The sequence below is a fragment of the Sediminispirochaeta bajacaliforniensis DSM 16054 genome (genome assembly GCF_000378205.1).
GTDB classification, from domain to species: Bacteria; Spirochaetota; Spirochaetia; order DSM-16054; family Sediminispirochaetaceae; genus Sediminispirochaeta; species Sediminispirochaeta bajacaliforniensis.
The window spans coordinates 1-1,567 of record NZ_KB899472.1 but is presented as its reverse complement, the minus strand read 5'-3'; the positions used below and the strand labels follow the sequence as shown (position 1 = coordinate 1,567).

The following is a 1,567-nucleotide window of genomic DNA, read 5'->3' as shown; positions in this document are numbered from 1 at the left end:
GGCTCTGCTGTACCTCATACTGTCTCCATAGTTCTGTTCTCTGATGAAGAAATTAAATTCTCACATCAGGCGTAATCTATGTTGACACAGGGGGAGTGAACGCCACGCAGCTCAATTGAATGTTATATTCCAAAATTTGAAAGTGAAGCAATATATGGAAAAAAGCACTATAGAAATAAGAAATGATATACGGTTTTTTACACTTTTTGCTCTGCTAAATGGTCCATTCGAATACAGAGAAGAGTATGGATCAAACATGACTGAAGAACGAATCGAACTGATCGATGAATTAACGGCTATTTCCTGTACTCTTGATGATAAATACATAAAAACATTAAAAGCGTACTGGGAATCAAAAAAGCTTCATCCTTGGTGGTATGTGTATTACACAGCCCAGATCAAGATTCAAGAAAAGTTCACATTTGAAAATTGTAGTTCAAATAAAAAATTTGATGAAATTCTTGAAATGATGGATGGTTTCGAAAAACTCCTGCAAGAGTTCTATGTGAGATACTCTATTCAAGAAATGTACAATAAGAAATACAGATATATAATTGACAAGTATATTACCACCTATAATCCACAGAAAATAATTGATGACAGAAACGGTGTTCATGAATATTTAGGAATAGAAAAAATACAGAAGTCTCCTAAAATCATTATAGTTCCACTTCCATTTGAATCTCAATTTTCAGGATACTGCGTTGTAATCGATGAAGAAATATATATATTGGAAAGCAAAGGTGCGCAAAATGAGGGATTGAACATTCATGAATACCTACATTTTTTTGTAAACAGCACAGTAGATATGATTGATGATTTATATAAATTACCTATAGCGGAAGAGTATAAGAAGAATAGAGAAAAAGAATATGTACGTACATCCTATGATGAACTCTATTGCTTCATCTCAGAAAATATTGTACGAGCAATAGAACATCGAATAAGCAATCACAAACGGATTCACATTATAGACTTTAATGAATTTAATAAGAACGGACTGTCTCTCATAGAATATTTCTATAATCGATTGGAAGACTATGAAAGAGAGAAGACAAAATATCAGGATATATATGAACTTATAGATGATGCAATAAGGTCGTTTCAAATTTGAATATAACCTGCAGTTGGAGCAGACAAACCTACTGTCACAGTTTGTGCAGGATCGCGGAAATGGGGAACAATAGTTTTCCATTGTTCTATCGAATAAGCAGAGTTATACTGTTTACAATTGCGGCACAAACTGCGCCAGCTTAACGGTTTGCAGCTCAACTGGGTGTTATATAGAAAATGGTATTAGTGTTAGGGAAATAGGAGATAACAATGTCAAAAGAAAAGAAAAAGACAAATAACTCAAAGAATCCTCCTAGGCCATACCCAAGAATTGTGCTATCAGAGGCATTAAAGGTTGGGACTGTTATTAAAGAGTTAAATGGAGGTAATCCATGGGCTCCAAGTGATATTGCACGCGCTATTGTCAACACCGGAATGAAATTGCAGTTTTTCATCGGAGTTAAATTGCAGAGTTCCGGCAAAAATCTTTAGAAGCCAACGGCTCCAATCTTCA

General features: G+C 34.7%; 2 protein-coding genes. Both read left to right on the top strand.

What is annotated here, in order from left to right; all coding sequences use genetic code 11:
* Positions 1-136 precede the first annotated feature (136 nt).
* On the top strand, positions 137-1,114 hold the full coding sequence (locus F459_RS0121915) for a hypothetical protein (RefSeq protein ID WP_154651778.1): 978 nt from the start codon (positions 137-139) through the stop codon (positions 1,112-1,114).
* Between the two features lie 209 nt (positions 1,115-1,323).
* Complete coding sequence (locus F459_RS0121910) at positions 1,324-1,545, top strand: hypothetical protein (protein ID WP_020614774.1); 222 nt, start codon at positions 1,324-1,326, stop codon at positions 1,543-1,545.
* The last annotated feature ends 22 nt before the right edge of the window (positions 1,546-1,567 follow it).

Coding starts and splice junctions, on each gene's coding strand:
- F459_RS0121910 (WP_020614774.1), top strand. CDS start 1,324: ATGTCAAAAGAAAAGAAAAAGACAAATAACTCAAAGAATCCTCCTAGG.